This window comes from Pseudonocardia sp. GCM10023141, assembly GCF_042653605.1.
The window spans coordinates 16,360-35,737 of the sequence record NZ_JBHSIR010000019.1 but is presented as its reverse complement, the minus strand read 5'-3'; the positions used below and the strand labels follow the sequence as shown (position 1 = coordinate 35,737).

17 protein-coding genes are annotated in these 19,378 nt (G+C 70.4%); 7 read left to right on the top strand and 10 right to left on the bottom strand.

Annotation, left to right across the window (positions count from 1 at the left end; translation table 11 throughout):
• Nucleotides 1-5: 5 nt before the first annotated feature.
• From ACFPFQ_RS10000 to ACFPFQ_RS09975, 6 genes are all read right to left on the bottom strand, one after another.
• Nucleotides 6-1,433, bottom strand: coding sequence for an ABC transporter substrate-binding protein (locus ACFPFQ_RS10000; protein WP_379617126.1), 1,428 nt, complete (start codon nucleotides 1,431-1,433; stop codon nucleotides 6-8).
• Entirely contained in the window at nucleotides 1,430-1,657 is a 228-nt protein-coding gene (locus tag ACFPFQ_RS09995) for a 4Fe-4S dicluster domain-containing protein (RefSeq protein ID WP_379617124.1), read from the bottom strand. Before ACFPFQ_RS09995 ends, ACFPFQ_RS10000 begins: the two co-directional genes overlap by 4 nt.
• A gap of 79 nt (nucleotides 1,658-1,736) precedes the next feature.
• Nucleotides 1,737-2,663, bottom strand: a complete 927-nt coding sequence (locus ACFPFQ_RS09990) for a HEAT repeat domain-containing protein (protein ID WP_379617122.1) — start codon at nucleotides 2,661-2,663, stop codon at nucleotides 1,737-1,739.
• Entirely contained in the window at nucleotides 2,660-4,378 is a 1,719-nt protein-coding gene (locus ACFPFQ_RS09985; RefSeq protein WP_379617120.1) for a fumarate reductase/succinate dehydrogenase flavoprotein subunit, read from the bottom strand. Before ACFPFQ_RS09985 ends, ACFPFQ_RS09990 begins: the two co-directional genes overlap by 4 nt.
• Nucleotides 4,379-4,875: 497 nt before the next feature.
• Nucleotides 4,876-5,679: a GntR family transcriptional regulator gene (locus ACFPFQ_RS09980; protein WP_379617118.1), complete on the bottom strand. Its 804-nt coding sequence runs from the start codon at nucleotides 5,677-5,679 to the stop codon at nucleotides 4,876-4,878.
• Between the two features lie 618 nt (nucleotides 5,680-6,297).
• Complete coding sequence (locus tag ACFPFQ_RS09975; RefSeq protein WP_379617116.1) at nucleotides 6,298-7,326, bottom strand: YeiH family protein; 1,029 nt, start codon at nucleotides 7,324-7,326, stop codon at nucleotides 6,298-6,300.
• 71 nt (nucleotides 7,327-7,397) lie between these two features.
• On the opposite strand from ACFPFQ_RS09975, the gene ACFPFQ_RS09970 reads away from it, so the two are divergent.
• The 3 genes from ACFPFQ_RS09970 to ACFPFQ_RS09960 all read left to right on the top strand — a co-directional run bounded on the left by ACFPFQ_RS09970 (nucleotide 7,398) and on the right by ACFPFQ_RS09960 (nucleotide 9,804).
• On the top strand, nucleotides 7,398-8,330 hold the full coding sequence (locus tag ACFPFQ_RS09970) for a LysR family transcriptional regulator (RefSeq protein ID WP_379617114.1): 933 nt from the start codon (nucleotides 7,398-7,400) through the stop codon (nucleotides 8,328-8,330).
• Between the two features lie 368 nt (nucleotides 8,331-8,698).
• Entirely contained in the window at nucleotides 8,699-8,866 is a 168-nt protein-coding gene (locus ACFPFQ_RS09965) for a hypothetical protein (protein ID WP_379617112.1), read from the top strand.
• A gap of 269 nt (nucleotides 8,867-9,135) precedes the next feature.
• Nucleotides 9,136-9,804, top strand: a complete 669-nt coding sequence (locus ACFPFQ_RS09960; RefSeq protein ID WP_379617110.1) for a DUF305 domain-containing protein — start codon at nucleotides 9,136-9,138, stop codon at nucleotides 9,802-9,804.
• Here ACFPFQ_RS09960 and ACFPFQ_RS09955 read toward each other — a convergent pair.
• Complete coding sequence (locus ACFPFQ_RS09955; RefSeq protein ID WP_379617108.1) at nucleotides 9,752-11,620, bottom strand: hypothetical protein; 1,869 nt, start codon at nucleotides 11,618-11,620, stop codon at nucleotides 9,752-9,754. The two genes, ACFPFQ_RS09960 and ACFPFQ_RS09955, sit on opposite strands and share 53 nt — an antisense overlap.
• A gap of 339 nt (nucleotides 11,621-11,959) precedes the next feature.
• The gene (locus tag ACFPFQ_RS09950) at nucleotides 11,960-12,382 is read right to left on the bottom strand and encodes a hypothetical protein (protein WP_379617106.1); all 423 of its coding nucleotides are present in this window, start codon (nucleotides 12,380-12,382) and stop codon (nucleotides 11,960-11,962) included.
• A 237-nt stretch (nucleotides 12,383-12,619) separates the two neighbouring features.
• Here ACFPFQ_RS09950 and ACFPFQ_RS09945 point away from each other — a divergent pair, with 237 nt between their 5' ends.
• Nucleotides 12,620-12,748: a hypothetical protein gene (locus ACFPFQ_RS09945; protein ID WP_379617104.1), complete on the top strand. Its 129-nt coding sequence runs from the start codon at nucleotides 12,620-12,622 to the stop codon at nucleotides 12,746-12,748.
• 2,075 nt (nucleotides 12,749-14,823) lie between these two features.
• Here the strand turns inward: ACFPFQ_RS09945 and ACFPFQ_RS09940 are convergent.
• Nucleotides 14,824-15,054, bottom strand: coding sequence for a hypothetical protein (locus ACFPFQ_RS09940; RefSeq protein ID WP_379617102.1), 231 nt, complete (start codon nucleotides 15,052-15,054; stop codon nucleotides 14,824-14,826).
• The gene (locus ACFPFQ_RS09935; RefSeq protein WP_379617100.1) at nucleotides 15,051-15,851 is read right to left on the bottom strand and encodes a hypothetical protein; all 801 of its coding nucleotides are present in this window, start codon (nucleotides 15,849-15,851) and stop codon (nucleotides 15,051-15,053) included. Before ACFPFQ_RS09935 ends, ACFPFQ_RS09940 begins: the two co-directional genes overlap by 4 nt.
• A gap of 501 nt (nucleotides 15,852-16,352) precedes the next feature.
• Here ACFPFQ_RS09935 and ACFPFQ_RS09930 point away from each other — a divergent pair.
• Genes ACFPFQ_RS09930 through ACFPFQ_RS09920 form a run of 3 tightly spaced genes read left to right on the top strand, consistent with a single transcriptional unit; the run spans nucleotide 16,353 to nucleotide 19,289 of the window.
• On the top strand, nucleotides 16,353-17,360 hold the full coding sequence (locus ACFPFQ_RS09930; RefSeq protein ID WP_379617098.1) for a hypothetical protein: 1,008 nt from the start codon (nucleotides 16,353-16,355) through the stop codon (nucleotides 17,358-17,360).
• On the top strand, nucleotides 17,350-18,240 hold the full coding sequence (locus tag ACFPFQ_RS09925; protein WP_379617096.1) for a hypothetical protein: 891 nt from the start codon (nucleotides 17,350-17,352) through the stop codon (nucleotides 18,238-18,240). The genes ACFPFQ_RS09930 and ACFPFQ_RS09925 overlap by 11 nt, the downstream gene beginning before the upstream one ends.
• Nucleotides 18,241-18,293: 53 nt before the next feature.
• Nucleotides 18,294-19,289, top strand: a complete 996-nt coding sequence (locus ACFPFQ_RS09920; protein ID WP_379617094.1) for an ImmA/IrrE family metallo-endopeptidase — start codon at nucleotides 18,294-18,296, stop codon at nucleotides 19,287-19,289.
• Nucleotides 19,290-19,378 lie beyond the last annotated feature (89 nt).

Sequence of the window (19,378 nt, the reverse complement as noted above, 5' to 3'; positions counted from 1 at the left end):
GGAACTCACGCGGTGGTGCGCGCGGCCGCGTAGTCGAGCTGACGGGTGCCGGGGTGGGACTGCAGGTAGGCCTGGGCGGCGGCATCGGTGGCGAAGGGCAGGAGCCGGGCGGTCTCCGCCGCGGCGGGGTCGAGGACCCAGCTCGCCGACGAGGCGAACAGCCGGGTCCCGGTGCTGGTGTCCGGGACGTAGGCGGCCCGGACTTGCTTGCCGCTCTCCTCCACCGCGCGCATCGCGCAGGTCGGGGTCGCGGCGACCTGGGTGGCGATGTCGCCGGCGAACCACACCTCCGAGGCCGTCGCCGGGTCGTCGAGCGGGACCCCGCAGACCGGGTCGGTGCCCGCGAGGGCGTCGGCCGGGGTCATGTCGGCCTTCGCGGCGTCGTAGTCGGCGCCGTAGACGGCGCGCAGGGCGGTCTCGTCGACGAACCCGTCGACGTCGAGGTCACCTGCCGACCCGACCTGCTTGAGGAAGGGCAGGTCGGCCTTCAGCGCGTCGACCAGCGGTTGCTTGATGGTCGGGTCGAAGGTCACCAGCCCGTTGGGCCCGTTGTAGAGGTAGATCACCTCGGGCTCGATGCCGGTGATCTGCGAGACCTTCTCGGCCGCCTCGAGCGGGTTCCTCTCGATGTAGTCGCTCGTGTCGCGGACGGCCTGCATGAAGGCCTGCATCACCTCGGGATGCTCCGTGCCGAAGGACTGGCGGGCGACCACACCGTGGAAGGTCGGCCGCCCGGTGTCCCCGCCGTCGTAGAGCAGCTTGGCCTGCCCGCGGAAGACGAGCAGCTGCGGCCACGGCACGAACTGCGCGAGGCCGGCGACCTGGCCGCCCTCGATCGCCGACGCGCCGACGGCGGGCTCCTGGTTGAGGACCTGCACATCGGTCGCGGCCATCCCGTTGCGCTGGAGGCCGTCGACGAGCATGCCGTGCCCGGCCGAGCCGAGGCTGGTGGACACCACCTGGCCGCGCAGGTCCGACAGGGTCTTCGCGGGCGAGGACGGCGGGACCACGATCTGGTTGAGCGAGCCGCGCAGGTTGTAGCCGGTCACGCCGACCAGTACCGACCGGTCCGCGCCGAACCCGCTGGTCTTGGACCCGTTGACCAGGAGCGGGTAGTCGCCCATGGAGCCGATGTCGACCTTCTCGGCGATCATCTGGGCGGTCAGCGGCGCACCGGAGGGGAAGTCCTGCCACTCCACGGTGTAGGTCTTGCCCGTGGTGGCCGACTGCGTCTTCAGCGTGGCCTCCAGCGACCCGCGCTCGCGCAGCAGCGTCCCGGCGTTGATCGTGTTGATCGTCTTGGACTGGTAGCCCACACGCACGACGACGGTGGAGCCGTCGCCCGCGCCGGAGGAGCATCCGGCGGCCATGCCCAGCACGACCGCGAGCGCCAGCGGCCAGGCCCGCCCGCCCGGGAAGAACCGGCCGCTCATCGCAGCAGGTAGGGAATGTTGACGGTCACCGCGTCGACGGGGCAGCGCGCGGCGCACGGCCCGCAGTACCAGCACTCGTCGACGTGCATGTAGGCCTTGTTCGTCTCCGGGTCGATCGCCAGCGAGTCGAGCGGGCAAACGTCGACGCACAGAGTGCAGCCGTCGATGCACTTGGTCGGGTCGATCGATACGGGGACGTCGACCCGGTTGGTTGCCTGTGCCATGAGAGGTTCCTCTGCGGTGTCGTGGTGGTCGTGCCGGTTCCCCCGCTCGCGCGAGGGCATCGATCAGGCGGTCGGGCGATCAGGCCGTCAGGCTCATCCGGGCGTGGGCGCGGACGTCGGCGTCGACATCGGACAGCGCTGCCTCGAGGGCGGGCCGGATGGCCGGGCGGCTGGGGAGCCACGCCCCCAGTGCCTTGACCGCGGCCTTGCGGACGTCGAGGTTGGGGTCGGCCAGCGCCTCGGCCAGCGCCGCGGTCCCGCGTTCGTCGGGCGCCGCGGCGGACAGGGCGTTGGCCCCGCCTTGGCGGACCTCCCAGGCCTCGTCGCTCAGCGCCGTGGTGGCGATCAGCGCGGCGTCCTCGCTGCAGCCGGTGTGCGCCATCGCCGACAGCGCCGCTGCCCGCACCAGGAACTCCGGGTCGCCGGCCAGCCTGATCAGCAACGCCGCGCCGCGCGGGTCGCCGACCGAGCCGAGACCGCGGGTGACGGCGAGTCGCACCGCAGGCTCGGGGTCGTGGCCCGCCCGGTCGAGCGCGTCGAGGGCGTCGAGCGAGACGAAGCCGAGCACGACCTCGCACCGCACCGCGACGTCGGGGTCGGCCAGCAGCCCGCGCAGCTCCTCCACGGTGGTCAACCGGTGGCGCCAGAGCGCGTCGATCGCCTCGATGCGCACGACGGCGTCGCGGTGCCCGGTCGCCCGGCGCAGGGCGGCGTCGAACTCGGGGCCGGGGACCAGCACCTCGCTCAGCTCGCGCACCAGCTTCGTCGCCGCCACGCGGACGGCGCGGTCCTCGTCGGTCAGCGCGGCGGCGAACACCGGCGAGGCCTGTGCCCAGTCCTCGGCGGACTCGCTGAGCACGGACAGGGCGGTCCGGCGGACGTCCGGCGCCGGGTCGCGCAGGAACTCCTCCAGCTCCTCCTGCGTCGGGTCCGCCTCGGCGAGTTCGAGGAGGTTCACGATCCGCGCTGAGGGGGCGGTGTCGGTGCCGTCGGGGAACGTGCTCATGCCCATGCTCCCGCCAGCTCCGGCGCGATCGTCTCGTTCTCGACGCCGTCGGGACGGGTGAAGCCCGGGACGGGAACGATGTAGGGCGCCACCGGGCGGGTGAGCATCTCCATCGCTCCCCTGCTGTGGTCCATCTTCAGGTTCAGGTGGCAGAACCAGCGGGCGTCGTCCATCTGCGGCATGTCCGACCGCTGGTGGTAGAGGCCCCACCGGCTCTCGGTGCGGGCCAGCGACGCCCGCGCGGCCATCTCCGCGCAGTCCCGGATGAAGGTCACCTCGGCGCAGCGCATCAGCTCGTGCGGGGTGCGCGCCCCCATCGCGGCGATGTCGGTGCGCATCCGCTCGAACGACTCCAGGCCGAGCGAGAGGTACCGCTCGGTCTTGGGCGGCTGCATGTAGTCGTTGACGAACCGGCGCAGCTTGTACTCGACCTGCTGCTGCGGCGGGCCGTCCGGGTTGGACAGCGGCCGGTAGATCAGCTCGTGCGCGGTGGCGATCTGGTCGGCGGGCAGCTCCGGGCGCGGCGCGTCCTTCGCGAACGCGCTGGCGTGCTCACCGGCGATGTCGCCGAAGACGAAGGCACCGATCATGTAGTTGTGCGGCACGAGCGCCATGTCGCCCGCGGCGTAGAGGCCCGGCACGGTGGTCGCGGCGGTCTCGTCGACCCACACGCCAGAAGCCGAGTGTCCGCTGCAGAGGCCGATCTCGGAGATGTGCATCTCGATGTCGCGCTCGCGGTAGTCGTGCCCGCGGCCGGAGTGGAACGTGCCCCGCGTCGGCCGCTCGGTTGTGTGCAGGATGCCCTCGATCTCGCTGATCGTGGCGTCGGGGAGGTGCGAGAGCTTGAGGTAGATGGGGCCGCGGGCGCTGTCGAGCTCGGCCTTGACCTCGGCCATCATCTGACCCGACCAGTAGTCGCAGTCCACGAAGCGGTTGCCGTCGGCGTTGACCTGGTAGCCGCCGAACGGGTTCGCGACGTAGGCGCAGGCGGGCCCGTTGTAGTCCTTGATCAGCGGGTTGACCTGGAAGCACTCGATGCCGCTGAGCTCCGCACCTGCGTGGTAGGCCATCGCGTAGCCGTCGCCGGCGTTGGTCGGGTTCTCGTACGTGCCGTACAGGTAGCCGCTCGCCGGCAGCCCCAGGCGCCCGCACGCGCCGGCGGCCAGGATGACCGCGCCTGCCGAGATCGTCACGAACTCGCCGGTGCGGGTGTTGAAGCCGACCGCGCCGACCGCGCGCCCGTCCACCGTGAGCACCCGCACCGGCATGATCCGGTTCTCGATCGTCACCATCGCGCGCACGTTGCGGGCGCGCAGCTGGCGGTAGAGGACCTTCTTGACGTCCTTGCCCTCCGGCATCGGCAGCACGTAGCTGCCCGAGCGGTGCACCCGCCGGACCGCGTACTCGTCGTGCTCGTCCTTCTCGAACTTGACACCGTAGGACTCCAGGCGCTTCACCATGTCGAAGCCGCGGGTCGCGGTCTGGTAGACGGTGCGCTGGTTGACGATCCCGTCGTTGGCCGTCGTGATGTCCGCGACGTAGTCCGCCGGGCTGGCCTTGCCCGGGATGACGGCGTTGTTGACACCGTCCATCCCCATCGCGAGTGCACCGGAGTGGCGCACGTTGGCCTTCTCCAGGAGCAGGACGTTCACGCCCTGCGAGGCGGCGGTCAGCGCGGCCATCGTCCCTGCGGTGCCGCCTCCGACGACGAGCACATCACACGTCAGCTCGCGTCGCTCTGAAAGTGGTGGGATCTGCACGTCAGCCCTTTCGTTTCACATTGTCAGAAATAGAGCAAGGTCAGCTCGAGCCCGCCCCAGAACGGCATTCAATCGCTCGAAAGGCACCCCGCGACGCGCTGTCACGGGATCTCCAATCTGATCCACATCGGCCTTTCCGACTACCGAAATACTTGGTCCGCCCTGTTACAAACGGCCCCGCGGCCCGTTTCCCATGGGTTACGCCAGGTCCCTGGTCAGCACAGATGCACCGTGACCCGCATGATTCGCGCCGAAGATCAGCGGAATCGCCACATTTTTTCTCCGGTCATCCCTGGGCGCGGCGAGGACGGGACCTCCATGGCTCGCCAGCGGCGAGCCGACCGGGCAGGAGCGGCGCTGCACGCGGCGGAACGGGACAGACCGGTGGGAAGCCCGGAAAAGCACGCGACCCGACCTCGCCGCGAGACCGGGTCGATGGATGCGCTACCGACCTATGAACGAGAGCCTTGAAGCTGGTTCGCCGCCGGGCCGACTCCGCGATGCAGCACGGCGTTGAAGGCCATGCGGTCCGCGCGGATCTGGATCGACTCCACATCGACGGGGCGGCCGTCGTGCAGCCGGGTCGACCTCTCGACCGCGAACACGGCTGCTCCGGCCGGGATGTCGAGCAATACGGCGGCGTCGGGCCCGGCGTTCACCGCGTGCACGGATACGTCGGCCCGCCCTAGTCGCTCCCCGGTCATCTCCTCGATCAACGCAAAGATGTCCCGGCTCGCGAGGTCACAGCTCAGCAGGAGTCGCCCCACGTCGGGGGCGAGGTAGGTGGTGTCCAGCGACAGCGGCAGGCCGTCCGACCAGCGAAGCCGCTCGATGTACACCGCGCCGGCGCTGCGCGTCAGCTCCAGCCGCTCCGCGATCACGGCCGGTGGGTTCGTCACGAAGTGCGCGGCCCGGACCTCGTTGGTCACCGTCCCGTAGCCAGTCAGCGTCTCCGCGAGGCCGGCGAGCCGGTTCATCCCGTGCCCGTACTTGGGCATGACGATGACCGTTCCGACCCCCTGTCTGCGGCTGATCAGCCCCTCCGCGCCGAGTAGCCCGAGCGCCTCGCGGACGGCGTTCCGGCTGGCCCCCAGCCACTTGCCGAGGGTGGACTCGTCCGGGAGCATCCCCTCGGGGAAGTCGCCCGACGTGATCTGGTGGCGCAGCACATCCGCGATCTGGCGAGCGCGGGCCGCCCGGGAGCGGCTCGATGCGCCACGGGACGGGCTGGCGAGACGCCGATGCTGCTCTGGCACGACCCCTCCGATCCTCGCGCGCCCGGGTCCACTTCGTCGGAACCGACGCTACCGCGCCGCCAATTACGCCAGGGTTACGCCATAGCTACTGACCTCGGACAACACCGGGAGCACCGACAGCGCCCCGCCACAAATCGGGTTCGCCGGCACCAGGGGGTCGCCGAGCGACCGACAGTCGAGGACAGCGCCACGTTCATCGGCGAGGACCCCGGCGCAGGAGCAGGACGACGCGAGCACGGTGACGACCACCCCGGCGGCGTTTCTTCAACAAGTGCGGGTCGAGATGTCCCACCGTGAGCGCTCCGGCCACGACTCCCGGCGCGCTGCCGGCAAGCAGCAAGACGCCCGGCGGCGGTCGACCGCCGCCGCCGCCACAGCACCTCGAGCCGGCTGACCAGTGTCACGCTGAGGTCGACTACGACGACTGATGGCACGTCGAGCCGACCAGCAGCAGGAAGGGGAGGCCGGTCGCCCCGCCCACGGCGGAAGCGAGGGCCACTGCCGATGCGGCCAGGAGGAGCTGGATCGGGGACCTACCCGAGTTGTGCCCCGTCGCTCACAAGAAGGAGCGTGCCTTGTGTCGTTTCCACATTATGGGAGAGATCGGAGCGGGATCCCTTATGCGGCCCCGGTGAGGGCGAGCGCGCCGAACCCGACCAGGGCGACGAGCACGGTGGACAGAGCGCCGAGGGCGAGACCACGCCGTCCGGTGCGCAGCAAACGGCCGAGCCGGACACCTGTGCCGAGCCCGAACAGCGCTGCGGCGAGGAGCAGCGTGGTCGACACCTGCGCGACCGACAGCACCCCTGCCGGGACGATGCCGTTGCTGCGCAGGAGCATCATCGCCAGGAAGCCGAGGACGAACATCGGCACGATCGGCGGTCGCTTCCCGGTTCCGGCGGTGGTGCCGCGGCGGCGGCGCTCAGTGAGGCTCACGCCGGCGACCATTGGCGCCAGCAGGACTACCCTGGTCAGCTTCACGACCACCGCGATCCCGACCGCAGAGGCGCCGGCGGGCGAGGCGGCGGCAACGACCTGGGCCACCTCGTGGACGCTGAGGCCAGCCCAGGCACCCAGGTGCTCGGGGGAGAGTCCGAGCCCGCGGCCGATCAGCGGGACGAGGCCGATGGCGGCGCTGCCGTAGAGGGTCACGAGGGTGACGCCGGTGGCGACATCCTCCCGGTCGTTGTCGGTCACGCTGTCCATCGCCGCGATCGCGGAGGCGCCGCAGATGGAGAAGCCGGTCGCGACCATCAGTCCGAGGCCGCGGGACACGCCCACGATTCGACCGAGCGCGATCGTGCCGAAGAACACCACAAGCACGGTCACCACCACGGCGATCACCGTGCCCGCGCCCAGGCCGAACACCTCGCCGAGCCCGAGCTGCAGGCCCAGCAACACGACGCCGAGCCGCAGGAACTTCTTCGTCGCCCAGGCCAGGCCGGCGCGGGCCGGCTCCGGCAGGAACTGCCCGACCAGCACGCCCAACACGACGGCGACGGTCAGCGCGCTGACCGCGGGTAGCAGCGTGTTGACGCCGAAGGCCATCGCGGTGCCGAGCGCGGCGACCAGCAGGCCGGGCAGGAGCGTCCCGGCCCGGGTGAGCGCGCGCCGGGCGAGACCGGGTTCGTCGCAGGTGGTGGTCATGTCGCCGACGGTGCGCCCATCACGCGCCGTCCGGTACCCACCGCTTCCACCGCATGTCATAACCTGCAGTCATGACCTGGCGACCGGACGTCGAGTCGCTGCGGCTTCTGGTGCTGGTGGCCGAGCACAGGAGCCTGACGGCGGCGGCCGGGGAGCTGGGAGTGAGCCAGCCAGCGGCGAGCAAGCGGATCAGCATGCTCGAGCGCAGGTTGGGGGTGCGGCTGCTCGTGCGCACCCGCCGAGGCTCGGCGATGACCGAGGCCGGGGAGCTGTTGGCGGGCCGGGCGCGGCGGGTCCTTGACGAGCTCGAGGTATTGGTGCAAGCCGCGGCGGCCCTGCGCCGAGAGGCGTCGGCCCAGCTGGCGGTCGCCGCAAGCCTGACCGTGGCCGAGTACCTGTTGCCGACCTGGCTGGGCGAGCTGCGCCGATCGGCTGCGGACCTGCGGGTCGGCCTGCAGGTCACGAACTCCACACGGGTCTGCAGACTGGTCCGGGACCGGGCTGTGGACCTGGGGTTCATCGAGTCCCCGGGGGCGCTGGAGGGCCTGGAGTCGCGGCCCGTGGCGCGCGACCGGCTGATGCTCCTCGTGGCGCCCGGACACCCGTGGGCGCGCAGGCGGCGTCAGCTAGGAGTCGCCGAACTCGCCGCCACGCCACTGATCAGCCGCGAGGCGGGCTCCGGCACACGGGACACGGCGGAGCGGGCCGTCGCAGCTGCGGGTGAGGAGCTCGTCGCGCCGTTGCTGGAGCTGGGCTCGAGCGCCGCGGTCCGCAGCACGGTGCTGGCCGGCGGCGGTCCAGCCCTGCTCAGCGAGTTGGTCGTCGCCACCGACATCGCGGCCGGGACGCTGGTCGAGGTGCCGACAATCGGCATCGACCTCCACCGAACCCTGCGAGCGGTGTGGGCCGCCGGGACACGGCCGGCGGGGCCCGCCGCGCGGCTGATCGACGTCGCCGTACCCGGCGGGACGCCGGGCTCGTGGTGCTGCAGTTTCTTGCGCTGATCGCGACGAGCCACCCTCGCATCGTTACCGCACACGGGCCCGGCGGCCCGTCGCTGCGGACACACCCGCGAGATGATCTTGTGGTTGGGCTGTTGACCTCGGTGGTTGTCGCTTCTGGGCGCGGGCATGGCGGTGGAACCGGCGTGCTGTTCTGCCGATGGCTCCCGCCGCTCGTGGTCTCGGATTGGAAGATCAACCAGCGGGGACGGGTAGCGCGATGAGCCGGGCGAACGCGGCCGCCAGCTCGTGCGCCCAGGGCCAAGACCGTTGGATGCGTAGCCAGCCCCGGCGTTGCCCGCGGGTGAGATGGCAAAACCGCGAGTATGGGGGAAGCGCGGCCAAGTGCGGCTCCCGAATTCGTGGCCGCGATGAGCATGACCCGCAACCTCGTGATGGACCTCGGCGAGCGCACCGCCCGCTTCCGGTTCCTGGTCCGCGACCGTGCGGGGCAGATCGCGGCGCCGTTCGACGCGGTGCTGGCGGATGCGGGCATCGAGGTCGTCAAGATCGGGCCCGAGGGCGAACTGCTTCGCTGAACGATTCGTGATGACCGTCCGAACCGAACTCACCGACCGCATGCCGATTTGGCCGTACTCGCGGCGGTGATCCTGCTCGCCCTGATCATGGTCGCGTTGACGGCCTGGAGGCGTCGGCCTCCGGCACTCACGTCGCATACCGGGCTGGTCGTGGTCGTGTGGCCCACGGTCCGCGGTCCGGCTCGCGCAACTCTGCGTGCTTCGGAACTGATCAATCAGCTCTCACCGGCTGACTGATCCATTTCGCACACCCACAGAGGACCAATCCCATGAACAGCAAGACCATGATCGGCGCGCTCGCAGCCCTGCTCAGCACCGCCGCCATCGCCGGCTGTGGAGCCAGCGCCCCTACGGCCGCGCCGTCCGTCACGGTGACCGCCCCCGCGCCGGCCGCGTCCGCCGCCGAGCACAACAACGCCGACATCACGTTCGTGCAGGGCATGATCCCGCACCACACCCAGGCGGTCGCCATGTCCGACCTGGTCACCGGTCGAGGGGCGTCGCCCCAGGTCATCGAACTCGCCACACAGATCGCCCAGGCTCAGGGTCCGGAGATCACGCACATGCAGGGCTTCCTGCGCAGCTGGAACGTTCCGGCCGCCCCTACCGGTGAGATGGGCGACCACGGGATGGAAACCGGGTCCGTGCCGCCAGCCGCCGGTCCGGTGACGGCGTCCGTGACGGGGCGATCCACGTCGGGGCGGCTGCTCGCTCGAGCTTGGCGCTGCTGCTCACGAGGGCCCTGTCCCGAACAGGACGTCGAGCGACTCGGGCCGGTAGCCGGGCGCCGCGGCTGGGGTGACCCGCGCGGCGGCCTGGCGGGTCTGCTCGCCGTGATGGGCCAGCACCCGGCGGATCACCTCCTCCTTGCGTGTAACGGTGACCTCAAATATTCGAACTGTCGGAATGCCTGGCCGGCGGCGTGGTTCGTTGGCTGATCTGGGCGGCGTAGCTGGCCCAGTCCCCGCCGGAGAGGCGCTGCCAGGTGACGGCGACATCGGTGCGGATGCCCAGGGTGCGGGCGAGGATCGCGGCGGGGATCTCGGTGGCGAGCTGGAACAGCGCCGTGCTGCGGGTCTGGTTGGGTCGGATCCCGAGACCGTTGAGCCGCTGGGTCAGTCGCGCGGTGCTGATCGGCCGTCCGGGCTGACCCCCGGGGAACAGCCAGGGCGACGGTGTGAGGGCTCCGATGGTCGCGTGGCCCTTGCGGTGGGCGACGACATCGCGGGCCAGGGTGGCGACCGGCTCGGGTAGCTGGATGGGCACCCGGCCCAGGCGCAGCCGAACCTCGTGGGTATCGATGTGGATCTGCTCGACGGTCATCCGGCTGATCGCGGTGGCACCTTGGGCGTAGAGCAAGACCAGCAGGCCAGCGAGCCGGTCCTCGGCGCCCAGGTCCTCGTCGTGCAGCAGTCGGCGCGCGGTGTCCCACCGGTGCTGGTCATCCAGGAGCTGCGCGGGGCCGCCCCAGCGGAGGGAGGCGAGGTGACCGGCGGTGAGCTTGTTGGCACGTGCCCACCGGATGAAGTTGCCGGTCTCGAAGCGGTAGACACCCGCGTCGTCGCCGCGCCAGCGGTCGAGATCGGCCTGGGTGCAGGCGCTCAGGGTGAGGTTGCGCGCCTGCAGCCAGTCCATGAACGCGACGGCCGCGCGTGCGTGGCTGCGGATGCGCAGCGCCTGTTGCCGGGAGGTGGGCCGAGCGTGGTTGCGGCCGCGCAGCCGCCGGAGCAGGTGCCAGATCGTGTAGCGGTGCAAGATCTTGCGGCGGTCCGGGTCCGGCTGGCCGGCGAGGAGACCGGTCAGGAACCGCTCGAGGCGGACGAGTTCCTCGTCGCGCTCGGGCAGGGCACCGACGGCGACGAGGGTCTGGCGCAGATGGGCCAGGGCCTGGCCCTCACCCCGCTCGTCGAACGCGGCGTGGGTCAGCGGCATCCGACCCGCGGCGAGGTCGGCCAACACCGGGGTGATCGCGGGCTTGGTCAACCAGCGCATCGCGGTGATCGGGTGCTCGGCCGCGGCGATTTTGGCGCGCAGGGTCCGCAGCCCGGGCGGCAGCCCGCCGGTGTCGGGGCCCATCAGCTCGGTCAGCCGGCTGTTGATCAGGCAGCGGCCGCACTGGCCGGGGTGGGGGTGGTCGGGGTCGCTGCAGGTGGGGCAGCTCAGCCAGGCGGCGGGGGCGGTGCAGCCGGCGCAGAGCGGATCGGCCAGCGTGCCGGAGACGATGGGACCGAGCCGTCCGCATGTCGAGCAGGCGGCCGAGCGGCGCTGGCAGCCCGGACACCACGGCCGCCCGGTGGCCCGGGAGATGCCGCACCCGGTGGTGTCACCGCAGATCGTGCAGGTCGCCACCGGCAGTGCCGGGCAGCTGGGGCAGAGCGGTCCATCGGGGGTCCGCTGGCCGACGCGGCGGCGGCGCCCGCAGTTCAGGCAGGTCTGCAGGTTCGCCGGGTCGGTGATGAAGCAGTTCGCGCAGACCGGGCGGCCATCCTCGTCGCGGGTGGCCGGTTCGCGGAGCGCGCCGCAGCGGACGCAATCCTCAAGGCGGGAGTGTGCGATGCAGGTCCGGCAGACCCGCATCCCGTCCAGCGGCTTGTCGATGCGCACCACCCGCCGACAGCGCGGGCAGCTCGGCCGGACGATCCCGGCGACACCGGCGTCGGCGAGCAGCTCGATCAGCCGCGGGATGGCGCGCAGCGGCGCGAGGTGAGCGTCCCCGGTCAGCAAGCCCGGGTGGGCCTCCAGCGCCCAGGCCACTCGCCGCTGATACGACGGCCGGGACATGCAGCGGCGCACGGCCGCGGCCACGGTCTGCGCGTCGACACCAGCGATCCAGACTGGCCCGGCTCACCCGCACCGGCTCCGGTGAGAACGGGCCCGGATGGAGCCGGGCGGCGACCGCGCGGACCAGCCGACCCCGCTGCTTGGTCGACAACCCCGGATTCAACGCATCGGAGATGAGCCCGTAGCGAAACAGCCCCACCTCCCGGGCCCGGACCCGCCGCACCGCCTCCTGATCATGTTCCGCACTCACGCTTGGGTCCTTCCCGGTCGCAGCCCGCCCGGCACGGACCGATCAGAGATCACCTCACCGGCTCACGGATCACCCGCCCAGGGCCGGCTCGTGTTGCCCGCCACCCCCACCCCCGACCCAAGATCAGGACCCGTCGGGGCGAGCAACCGGCCACCGCTGATCACCGCAGCCAACCGCCACGGCTCACACGAGCCCCCCAGCCGCCGGGCCACCGCCCGAGCCAGCGCCCCCACCAACTCGACCACCGCCCCCGTCGACCCGGTGGCCGGTGCAGGCGCCGCGAACTCGGTGCCCAACTCCGCGGCGGCCGCGGCGAGCACTGCGAGCACCCGGGCTGCGACCCGCCCGATCCGGCGCAACCAGCCCCGCACCGTCGTTACCGGGCGCCCGAGCAGCTCCGCGACACGACGATGCCCGCACCCCAAGGCCTTGGCCACCAACGCCGCACCGATCACCGTCACCGCGTCCGCCCGACGCAGCAGCACACTCGCTGGTAGCAGCACATGGGTGCGCCGACAGCCAGAGCACCTCGCCCGCCGCGGCGTCAACCGACCGACGCCGCGCACGCTGCGCCCCCGGGCCGACCCCCACGGCCCCAGCCGCTGCCCGCAGCTCGGCGCTGGACACCGCAGTCCGCCACCGCATAGCGCGGTCTCGACCACCGCGCGGTCCACGCCTACCGTCAACACGGGTGCACTCCCATGCACCAAGACGGCCCTTCCGTGTCCGCCAAGACCTACGGAAGGGCCGTCGCCTACCTGTCGGACGTCCTCACCCTGGCGTCGCACACGACCGCCGGCAGGGACGAGCCTCACCGCTCCCAGCCCATCACCATGATCACCCCGCCGTGACGCGGTCCTCCTCACGCGAGTTGGCGGTCAACAATCAACGACGACGATGCCAAAGGGTCACTGAGCTGCGCAAACACTGTTCGTAGTTCAGTCAACAGGTAGTGGGCTTGCAGCTTCTCGATCATGATGTGGCTCCTCGGGGGCTGAAGACGAGGTCAGGACGGGTCGACGGCGCGAGGACCGACGAGGTCGGGGGCGAGGGCGGCCGCCGGAGCCTGCCGACGTCGTGGCCTCGACGCGGCCGTGCAGGGCGGCGGCATCAGCATGGCTCCCGGCGCCGGGCTCTGGTTCGGCGCGCCCGCGGTGGCCTTCGCTCTGCACGTCGGTGCGCCAGACCGGTCGGGTCATCGCGAGCTTCGACGGCCGCGATGCCGGGTGGCAGCCGGCGTCGACCGGGCCGGGCGAGTGGGATCTGGAGCTCGGCCCGTTGATCCGCGCGCTGCGCGCGCCCCCGCGGTCGCGGCGGGCCTTGCTGAGCAGGCCTGACACTTCACCACCACGCCGACCGCCGCGTACACCGCTCGGACCGTCCACAACCTCAAGGGCGCAACCTGCGACGCAGTCCTCCTCATTGCTGACCCGCAACGTCCGCGACGCCGCCCCAGCGAGCCAGCGCTGTGGGCATCGCGACTCGCCGGCAACCCCATCGGTGAAACCGACGCCGAGGAACTACGATTCCTCTACGTCGCGCTGACCCGCGCACGCCGCTACTGCGCCATCGCCCTTCCCGACCACACGGCTACCGACGTCCGGCAGGTCTTCTACGATGCTGGCTTCGTCACGATGCCCGACCCTGCATGAACTCGCCCCTGCGATACCACGAAGCGAGTCCCGACGACCGATTTGCCCGCGGGTGCCCGGGGGCGTCTGGCCGGACCCCAACTCTCTGGCGAACCTGTCGGGGTTTCTCGAGGAGGGTGATCGAGTCCGACAAGCGGACGACGAGCAGTCGATGAGGGCATCACAGCGAGAGGGTAAGCGCGCCACCGAGCAAGGAGCACGAACAGTTGAGCGAGAACTGATCCGCAGGCAACGCTTCGGAAGATTCTGCCGTTACGCGGGGTTGGCTCGTCGGCCACTTCTTCCACCCAAAACACGGACCGCGTTCGACCAACGAAGTTGAGGTCAAATGGGCGCACCACCCGATCGGTGACAGACGCGCGGAGTGGACCCCTGGAGATCACCGAACGACCCTGACGATCCTCATCGAGGGTAGGTTCCCACGTCACCTTGTCCGACGGACAGAAGCTCATGGAATGTGCCGGCGACTACGTGATGTGAGGCCCAGGAATCGACCACACCTGGGAAGCCCTCGCAGACTCCGTCGTCATGACGGTGCGTTGGCCGTCAGCGAACACGCTGAGGTAAGGTAGTTCGCATGAACCCCCGCGCTACGCAGGGGTGCAACTCGTGGGGGTTCAAGTCCCCCCTCGGACACACATACGTGGCACACCTGCGCGGAGCAGGTGTTCATGTGGATAACTCTAGCGGTGCTGGTACATATCCGGTCAAGCCTTCAGTTTCTGGCAGGTATCCGGTGAAGACCATCGCGCCGGCGATGATCAACGATGGCGCCGAGTGCCGCAGCAGCAGTTGCTCTACCTCGAGCGTGGCTATCTCAGCTGAGTCCACTTCCCGCATCCACGAACCCAGGTTCACGCGGCCGCTCGGTGGACCTGCAAGGGGTGAAGGCGATGAGTCTTGGACCGTTCCGGCTCGGCAGCACGGGGATGCGGCGGATACCGCACGCATCCGATCCTGGCGCCGTCGTCGTGCCTGCGGGAACCGGTCGCGGCCGGCCTGGTCGTATCGGCACAGCCCCCGTGGAAGGTGTGGCGAGAGTTCGCCTGCCCCGACCACCTCGACAACCTCCTCGCCCCACGCACGCTCGAGCAGCGCGACCTCGACGAACTCGCCCGACGTAGAGACCCGCGCAGCAGCGCCGGGAACGGGCCGATCACCGAAGGGGCCGCAGCCCGCGAGCTGCGCGCCCGCGCCCTGGCCTGGGCCGCCACGCACCCGTTCACACCCCCACCACCGACGCGCGTGTCGCCCGCCCCCAGTCTCGGGACGGGCTACACGCGGGCGCTCGATCTACGTGGCCGAGTCTGCTCCGATCCCGTGGCGTTCGATGTCGGCCAGCTCGTTGCCCAGGCTTGCATCTGCCCCGGGTACCGGGCCGTCTCCGGCGCCTGCTGGCGCCAGGTGTGCGTGCCGGTCTTGGCCTCCCACGCGCACAGCAACGCCGCAGCGATCAGCAGCGTCACCCGCTTCGGTGTGGCGGCGGCAAGTTGCTCGATGATCACCGCGAGTTGCTCGCGGCCCGCGCCATACACCTCGGGCGTGGTCGATCCGTGGTCGAGCAGCTCGCGCAGCAGTGGCCAATCGCTTCCAACGCTTGGCGGATGGTGTGGTCGGTCGAGAACAGCCACGTCGCGATGAACCGCTCCGCCCCCACCGGCGCACTCTTACGCGCCACGAAGCTGCGCAACCAGTCCCGACGCACCGTGGTCGCGGACACCCACTGCCTGTTGCGCTCGATCACAACCTTCCGCTCCGCCTTGTCCTGCTCACTCATCCGCGACCGGGCACCCGCCCCACCGCTCGCAGCAGGCGGGTCGACATGACCGTGCGCGACGACGTCGCGGCACACGAAGATCGCCGCGAAGGTCTGCCCCTGCCGTTCGCTACTCCAGATCGTGGAGACGTAGGCCGCGTGCCCGGGACAGCTCACGTGCTTGACCGGGTCGAGATGGTGGTTATCGAGCCACCCCATCGGCCACGCCATCTCCTCACGTTCGATCACCTCCACCCCGGTCTCCACGAGCTCCGCGCGCACGGCCTCTTGCGCCGCAGCGTCGGCACGGCCATCGCGTAGCCGCTGCACGGTGTGGTCGAACTGGCCCGACTTCGCCGCCGCGACGATCGCCTTCACCGCCTGCGGATCGGTTTCGAACTCCGCGACCGCAGCAGCGTCCGGTGAGCCCGCCGCCGGTGCACCGGCCGTGCCTGCGCGTCGTCGAGCGATCAGGGGGTGCTGGTCCCATGTAGACGCACGCGCCGGGTTCTCCGACGAGCTGCCGGACCCGGCCAGGTTGTTCACCGACATGGCCAGGTTGGGCAGGTAGGCGTCGCGGTTGAGCGCGACCAGTTCCCGGCGCAGCTCGACGGGGTTTCGCACCACGAATGGCTCCGCTACGCAGAGGCACGATACGCACCGATCACAGCGGATCGCCTTGCGACCAGCAGGTACGGCACCCTTCCGATCGGGTCACGACCACTACGGATCCGCCGGTCGATGGAGGTCGTGGAGTTCGGTAGCAGTCTCGCCACCGAGGCGGGCCGTGACGGTCGCGCCCGGTCGACGAACGGCCACGCCCGTTCGTCGCGGTGCGCGTAGTGCTGGGGCTGCACCTCATGTCACCTCGGCGTCACCTAGCCTCCGCTCGGCGCCGAGCGCCGCGCCGGTCCACCACTACAGACAGTGAAGCCCGACACTCGATGGCGTGAACGACCCGGCCGCCGGGATGCCCGCCATGATCGATAGATCGATCCCTGGCGGCTCCGTACGTACCCTCCCGCTCTTCATGGCTGGGGGTCAGTCGTGACGATTTCCGACGAGCTCTGCGAACTCGGCCACCTCGGCGGCGCCACCACTATGAAGATGTTGACGGAGCGGTGGTGCAGCGCGATCAAGCCGCTCTTCGTGCTGGAGCCGCCGGGCGGATGGGACGAGGAGAGCGCGCAGGATCTGCTCCACGACTTCCTCGCCGACCGCTTGGAGGACCTCGCCGACGCACTCATCGCTGTGGGCACAGACGAGGAGGCAGTGCTGAAGCTGACCAGTCGCATCATGAGGCACTGGTTGATCGACCAGGCCCGCAAGACCGACGCTGGCGCGGTCCGCCTTCGCCTTGAGGAGCTACTCGGGAGCAACAGCGAGTTCGTTCGGCTCTCGGATCGCCCCGCGCGGTGGGCTCTGGCAAGGCTGACCGGCACCGAAGCCGGGCGTGATGACGGGGACACTCTGTACACCGCCGCAATGGGTGTGTCAGACGTCAAGCCAGTCCGCTGGCGCGACCAGAACCGGCGGCCCCCGATGGCCAGCGGCCCGGATCTCATCCGGGTCCTGATCGCGGTGCTGGGCTGCGCGGGCCCCGCTGGGCTCGAGATCGGCATGCTGGCCCACGTCTTCCAGCGCCGTTTCGGCGTGGTGCTCACCTCGCACGTCCCGCTCGAGGACGACGACACGCTGCGGGACCGGGTGATCGCGCCGAGGGTGTTCGATATCAGCGAGGAGCGCAGGGCGGTAGCTCGCGCGGAGGAGGTTTATGCCCAGCTCAGCGATCGTGAACGCCGTATCCTCCTCCACCTTGACGACCGTGCTCAGGTCGAGCAGATCCTGGGCGTCGGTCGCAGTGTCGCCTACAACCACATCTCCCGAGTACGGGCGGTCCTCGCGACGCTCGCAGCGGAGGACATCGACGTCGAAGCTCTCGTCGACGAGCTAGTCAGGCTGGCTCGGGACGCCGGGCCGGACGATGTGCAGGATGCGACGTCAGAACTGTCCGCCATCACCGACGCGAAGGGGCGCAGCACTCGTGAGACCTAACGACGACCGCCTGCACGCTGCGCTCAGCAGATACCAAGCGCCCGAACGCCTGCGCGAGGCGCTGGCCGCTGATAGCCGCCCCGATATCTCTGTCGGACAGATCTGGCGAGCCCGAATCGATGGAACTGTCCTTATCGTGCTGATCGTCGGCGACTTCACTGACGGCTCCGGCGAGGTCGTTGTCGCAACTCCCGGCGAAGCGCCCCCAACCACGTCGACAATCGAACACGAGCGAGTCCCCACCTCTACATTCCGCTCACTGACTTTGTGGCCGACGGTGCATGGGGTTCTGCACCATCGCGTTCTCGACGTCATGGTTGAGCAATCCGATGTCAGCACCTCGTTGGCCGTTCAGGTGCGCGTTGACCTCCCCAGCACGGTCCTCGATGAGGCTCCGTTCGACCCAGGCAGCGAACTCGTGGCCGAGCTTCGCGACGACCTGGCCAGGCTTCAATCAGCCCCGGCCGTCCCCGTACGCACCGCCGGTCCAGAAACGCGAGCCCTGGAACTCCCGGGAAGTGGGCGGCAACAGCTTGAGCTGCTGATCGAAACCCTCGGCGTCAACCAGAACGAAGCCATGGAATTGCGACGCGGGCGGCGCACACTCACCCCCGCACAAGCTCAAGTACTCGAAACCATCTTAGGCATGAGGCCCGGATCCTTGCCCTCCTCGGCCGGAATCGACCCAGCCCTGGCCCTCGAGATCGAGCACCCGCGCTGGCGCGAGGCCACGCGCCGCCGCGCCGCACGGACCGGACAGGACGAACTCAGCGCCCGCGTCAGCCTGGCTGCCGATGCCTACGCGCTCGCGGCTCGCGAAAGCACCACGGAGCCCGACTGGACTCAGCGGATCGCTCTCCTTGTCGCGGGTGAAGCATGAGAAGACGTCCGCCGGTGCTGCTTCGTCCGGCCGCGACTGCGCAGGCCGTCAGGATGATCGCGTTGCTCGAGGCGACCACCCCGGAGCTCCTGACCGCTCTGTGCGACGACGCCGTAGCTGCGCTCGAGCGGCACCCGGAGGTGGCTCTGCGTCTGATCCCAGAGAGCGACACCGGAGACGGGTGCACCGTCGCCGGCGGGTACCGAGGTAGCGAGACCCCGCCGGCGCTCGTGGTCACCACGTCGCTCTCGCACCGGCGCCGCGCCTTCACCGCGTTGCACGAGTTCGGTCATCACCTGCAGCGCACGAACCTCGACCTAGCCGAGCGGCTCCTGGAACACCCTGCCGAAGAGGAGCTCGAGGAGGCGGCGTGCCAGGTCTTCGCCAGCCGGGTGCTGCTGCCCGACGCTCTCGTCAGCCCGATCACTCCATCCCGGGGACCGGACGCGACGACCGTCGCGGAGTTCTACTCGCGCAGCAACGCGTCCCGCGCCGCGTGCTGCGTCCGCGCAGCCGAGCTGCTGACCGGCGGCGGCGCCGTGGTGCTCTACCGCGAGAACGGGACCGTCGACATGGCCACGAGCACCGGGCTGATCCCGCCCGCCCGTGGCAGCGACCAGTCCGCCACACCACTGATCGCCCGCGCGCTCGCCCGGCCCGGAAACACCGTAGAACACGACGACACCAGCACCTCCTACTCCACCGGCACCTCCGACCTGCTCTACGGCCAGGCCACATGGGTCGACGGGTACATCGTCGCCGTGCTCATGCCCGACAACGCCAGCTGGAAGCCACTCGCGCTCCCCCGCCCCGGCACCAGCACCTACACCGGCCCCAGCAAGTGGGCCACATGCGACCAGTGCCTGCGCGAGTTCACCGTCACCGACGACGTGTGCGCCCGCTGCGCCGCCCCGCGCTGCCCACGTCGGCACTGCGCCTGCCCCAGCAGCGTGGGGGAACGGACCTGCCGGGGCTGCCACCTCACGCTCGCTAAGGCCCGCTTCGCCGACTTCGCCGACCCGAGCACCCCCTGCCGGGACTGCACCTGACCTCGGCCCGGACGATCCGGCACTTCCTACGTCAGTCCTCAGCGAGAGGGCACACCGCGCTCTCCGGCCCCCGGGCCGAGCGACAAACG

Coding starts and splice junctions, on each gene's coding strand:
- ACFPFQ_RS10000 (WP_379617126.1), bottom strand. CDS start 1,433: ATGAGCGGCCGGTTCTTCCCGGGCGGGCGGGCCTGGCCGCTGGCGCTC.
- ACFPFQ_RS09995 (WP_379617124.1), bottom strand. CDS start 1,657: ATGGCACAGGCAACCAACCGGGTCGACGTCCCCGTATCGATCGACCCG.
- ACFPFQ_RS09990 (WP_379617122.1), bottom strand. CDS start 2,663: ATGAGCACGTTCCCCGACGGCACCGACACCGCCCCCTCAGCGCGGATC.
- ACFPFQ_RS09975 (WP_379617116.1), bottom strand. CDS start 7,326: ATGACCACCACCTGCGACGAACCCGGTCTCGCCCGGCGCGCGCTCACC.
- ACFPFQ_RS09970 (WP_379617114.1), top strand. CDS start 7,398: ATGACCTGGCGACCGGACGTCGAGTCGCTGCGGCTTCTGGTGCTGGTG.
- ACFPFQ_RS09965 (WP_379617112.1), top strand. CDS start 8,699: ATGAGCATGACCCGCAACCTCGTGATGGACCTCGGCGAGCGCACCGCC.
- ACFPFQ_RS09960 (WP_379617110.1), top strand. CDS start 9,136: ATGAACAGCAAGACCATGATCGGCGCGCTCGCAGCCCTGCTCAGCACC.
- ACFPFQ_RS09920 (WP_379617094.1), top strand. CDS start 18,294: ATGATCGCGTTGCTCGAGGCGACCACCCCGGAGCTCCTGACCGCTCTG.